Genomic DNA, 4539 nt, shown 5'->3' with positions numbered 1-4539 from the left:
TCCCCCTGGTTTCTCGGAAGAACACAAAACTTTTATTGCGGGGTAAATATTGACTCAGTTCCGTCGGTGAAGTGCGGAAATAATCGATCACCGCAGGCAGGGTTAGCCCTTCTAGCTCCATCTTGCCATCGTTAACCAGTTGTCCCCCGATACTAGTGTAGGGATGACTCGTCTTACCGGCATAGCCCACGCTCATCAAGGTGCCATCCGGCATTCTAACTCGCGCTGAACCCTGAACGTGAACCAAAAACGCCTCTAAGCGATCGCGTAACCAAACTAGTTCTTTCCCTCGTAGTGGGCTATTTTTCCCTAAACCATCCCATCCTTCCAATGCCGCACGGGTTGGGTGAGGTTTTTGCCAACGTTGGAAATCAGAAGGTAGTCGGTAAAGGGGATAGCGATACTCAGCACTAGGTGTGCGACTCCCAGCATACACTGGCTCAAAATAACCCGTGAACCCAACAGTTCCCTGATTGTCCTTCCCCACACTCTTGTAAAAGACAAACTCTTGTTGGATGGCTGCTTGCAGCGCTTTAGGAGTAGGGGACTTGATCAGGAGTTGGCGGAAACGGACTAGAGAACGGCGGACGCGATCGCGAGTTACTCCTGGTACGGAATAGTTTTGGTAAGCCTTAGCCGCACTAGGGGTTTTCAGATAACGCAAGCTATTGTCTATCGCCCTCAACATCACTCGCCAGTCCCCTGACTTACCACCAGGACGCTTCCAAAGCTGTTCATCTAAACCCAATGGATCCTGATTGAACTGAACAGTCTCTAGTTGAACCGCTTGCAGCGGAACACTAGCAACTGCAGCACCACTAATCGGTAGGATGGCTATTCCTATGGTCAGGGAAATCCTAGTTAGAGTTTTTCTCATACTTGCCAAGAATTCAATCACCAGCTATTGCCGAGTCAAAGCAGTCAAGCTGCATTAAAAACGTTCGACGCTACCAGAGAAAATAGGTTCCACCCGGATAGCAGCGATCCGAGCAGGACGTACTACCATGTACTCCCCTTGAACATTTTTAATGGGTACGCTAATGAAGTCTTCAGAGTTAGATTTTGGGATAAGTTCGCCACTATACCACTTTTGAAACTCTTTAATTGTGGCAAACCGTACTTCTTCCCGGTGACCACTTGACAAAAGAATGTGAACAGCGTACTCGTCTGGGGTTCTTGGCATCGAAAATTCTCCTTAATCCATCCCAACTATTATCAGCGACCTTGAAGGGGAAGGCAAAAAGTCATTGCTCCAAGTTCAAAGGGATTCCCAATACACCAAATCCCCTTACACCTCCTTTGTCCTTTATCCACCAGTCTTGCTTGAGATTTACAGATTACTTAGATTGATAAATTAAACCGTTTCAGCAAATTTTCCATCACCGTTGGCAACATTTGGCGCAGTTCCTGTGGATTTTGCCAAATCAGCTGCTGGTAGCTAGGCAGATCAAAAGGAAACTGTCCTGGTAAATCTGGTCGCTCCATTTTCACCAGCAAAATCTGTTCCGTCGGCTTAGCCGTTAAAGCATAGCCGATTTCCACACAAACATAGGGACTAGGGATCAGTAACGGTTTGTTTTCCGTTGCTAGACCAGCCACCGGGGTGCCATCAGCAATGAATACCAGACTTTTGCGGATTTTACGCATCTGGGTACTCCCCAGGCGCATTGGTTGACCAATTGGGCGTCGGGATTCTTCTAGGGTTAGGGGTAAACGCGATCGCTGATTAAAGGTGTCTAGGGTATCTGACAGGGTGCTACGCAAAGCCTCACTAGAGGCACTGTATTCAGTCTGGTAACTCACAAAGATTATTGGCGACAGTTGTGCCATTACCTCTCGCTTCGTGAAGTAAATCTCGTGAGAAATCAAGTCAATATTGGAAATGGCATAGCCCCCACTACCTTCTATGTAGAACTCCACCGTTTCCCCTGCTAGGTAGCGCTTAAACCATTCAGAGTTTTTCACATCCTGGCTATCATCCAAAAAATCTGCTCTTAAGCCTGACTTAAGCAAACTATTTTTGCTCAAACGCAGGTCATGGTGGCGTTTCTCCAATTCTTTGATGGGTTCGTATTTCTGGAGATACCAGGCTTTTAGGGCAATAATGGCCATGATGTTTTCTAATAGGCACGGTTTCCCGACGCCCGCAGCTAAAATTCTCGTTTCGGAATTTTAGCAGTAACAGGTGATATCTTCACCACATTCATCCGCCAGATAAGACAGTGCTCGGAAGCGCAGGGCTACCACTTCATCATAGACAGGATTGAGTTTACACAATGGTGGAATCCGAAGTAGAGTGCGATTGAACAGTTTAATCTGCCGTTCAAAAGGACACTGGGCTGGAATTAGTCGGCAGAGACGGTGGGCTAATTTGGGGTTATCAACCTCAATTTGGTTCAGCCACTGCCGTAATGACTCCAGCAGATCAAAAGTCTTCCTGGTCTTGCCGGGTAAGGCAGGAATTGTAACCTTGGAGGAATCTGTTCCTGGGTTAATCCAAACCCGGCTTGTAATGATTAGCTGACTTATTGTATAATCAGATACACTCATGTCTTTTACCTGTGATACTACTAGTAGGCGGTAATCCAGTCGCCTGTAATATAACTACACAAGATATCTTTCTCATACCGGATTGACAGAGGATCATTTTTATGTATATCTTGCCAGAGCAAGATAACACCCCCCCCTCTGCCTGAGGAGAGCCGATATTGGTGGTTATTACAGGCATACCGCCTTTTTTTTGTCCTTACCCTATCACTATTGGAATAGGGTCTCTTCGCCGCTGGAAATCAGCAGCTGATCTTAAAATCGAATTAAATATATATAGTCAATCGACACAAACATGGCTAGGTCAGGAAAAATCCTGGAAAAATCCTATAGATAGCAGTTAGTGTAAACCAGGTAAGCTAATACCCATTTACGCTACTCAATTGCAGCCATTGGTGCGCGATAGTTCCGAGGGACATAAACTGAGCTTTTGGTTTAGTAATCCAGCCTCAGCTCCTTCGCTACAGGGGCATCAGAGTTGATAACTGGCAAGCGCAGCTTTTCCAGTAGCGCGCTTAAAGCATAGTTGACTGTTAAGGGTTAAGCATCAACTGCCAACAAGCTGTGATCAATTCCAATAGATCAGTTTAGTGTGTACCAGCTTATCTGTGAAACTAGCTGATCTGTGTAATTAACTGCATCTACTGATATGCTGCCAAGATCCTTAATGACCAAGCTTGGTCAGTCTTACGGAACTTTGGCAATTTGGCAATAGGGATTGAGTAATCACACTGATTAGAATAACTCATCACACTGATTAGAATAACTCATCAGTGACTCTAATGTCATAAAAAAAAAGACTGACTTCAACATTGAGTTGTTTCCTGAGTGTTGAAGTCAGTCTTTTTGGGAATTAAGAACGAAAATAAGGCAAAAAGGACGCCAAGGGCGAACCTTCACCCTTCTGCTTATGATGCCACCTTGGCAGTAGAGCGCCGACGTCGTGTACCTGTGACCTTAACTGGTGGTTCCTCTGGGGTTTGCAGCAAGAACACCAACAGCGGACGACTTCTGAGTTCCCGGCGAGCTAAACGCTGGAGGTCAGCTTGAATTTGCTTTTGCAAGCCTTCCCAATCAATTTCCGTCGGTTTCCCTGTCAAGGATTTATCAAAATCTGACCAGCGATCGCTTAATGTCCGTTCAATTCTTTTGATCACCAACTGTTGCAGGAGGGATGTTTCTAACGGTGAGACCACACCCCGCAGATGAATTTCTGGCTTGGCAAGGAGTTTGCCATCCCAACTGATTGCTGCAGCTACAGTCACTACTCCATCTCCAGCCAACTGCTGACGTTCTTTCATAACATTGTCATGAACAATACCAGTGCGGTCTACCAGTTCAATACCTGAGGGGACATTACCTGTAATACTAATGCTGTCCTCAGATAACTCCACTACATCCCCATTGTCGGTAATCACAGTATTTTCCACAGGGATACCCATACTATGAGCCATCAAGGCATGTTTAACTAGCATCCGATGTTCACCATGCACCGGCATAAAGAATTTTGGTCGTGTTAGAGCCAACATCAGTTTATGGTCTTCCTGAGCACCGTGACCAGAAACATGAATGCCATGCTTACGACCATACACTACATTGGCTCCCAGCTTCATTAACCGATCAATGGTATTCACCACCGCAATCGTATTACCAGGAATGGGGTTGGCAGAGAAGACAACTGTGTCCCCTGCTTGGATTTGAATTTCCCGGTGTTCCCCTTTAGAAATCCGAGTCATTGCGGCTAGCGGTTCCCCTTGAGAACCCGTTGTCAGAATCAGGATTTTTTCTGGCGCTATATTTTTAATTGCTTTTAACGGCTCAAACAAGTTATCTGGGCATTTAATGTAACCCAGGCTACGAGCGTGGGCAATCACATTCAGCATGGAACGACCCACAATTGCCACCTTCCGGTTTTGTTTTTGGGCGATATCCAGGACTATACTTATCCGGTGAACTGAGGAGGCAAAGGTAGTCACTAGGACTCGTCCTGGA

Annotated in this window: 5 protein-coding genes; all 5 read right to left on the bottom strand. The window is 46.0% G+C overall.

What is annotated here, in order from left to right; genetic code table 11:
- Positions 1-877: MltA domain-containing protein (locus tag F6K20_RS25535; RefSeq protein WP_287296501.1), on the bottom strand; the 877-nt coding region annotated here is incomplete at its 3' end.
- A gap of 54 nt (positions 878-931) precedes the next feature.
- On the bottom strand, positions 932-1183 hold the full coding sequence (locus F6K20_RS25530; RefSeq protein WP_008185775.1) for a hypothetical protein: 252 nt from the start codon (positions 1181-1183) through the stop codon (positions 932-934).
- A gap of 158 nt (positions 1184-1341) precedes the next feature.
- Positions 1342-2112 carry a hypothetical protein gene (locus F6K20_RS25525; RefSeq protein WP_287247398.1) on the bottom strand — a complete coding sequence of 257 codons (771 nt, stop codon included), beginning with the start codon at positions 2110-2112 and terminating at the stop codon, positions 1342-1344.
- Positions 2113-2172: 60 nt separating this feature from the next.
- Positions 2173-2550, bottom strand: a complete 378-nt coding sequence (locus F6K20_RS25520) for a Mo-dependent nitrogenase C-terminal domain-containing protein (RefSeq protein ID WP_287296499.1) — start codon at positions 2548-2550, stop codon at positions 2173-2175.
- A 905-nt stretch (positions 2551-3455) separates the two neighbouring features.
- A partial coding sequence (locus tag F6K20_RS25515; protein WP_287296498.1) for a ribonuclease J occupies positions 3456-4539 on the bottom strand: 1084 nt, incomplete at its 5' end.

The sequence above is a fragment of the Moorena sp. SIO2C4 genome, assembly GCF_010672485.1.
GTDB classification, from domain to species: domain Bacteria; phylum Cyanobacteriota; class Cyanobacteriia; order Cyanobacteriales; family Coleofasciculaceae; genus Moorena; species Moorena producens.
Note: the sequence above shows the minus strand (reverse complement) of the source record. Positions and strands in the feature narration are given on the sequence as shown.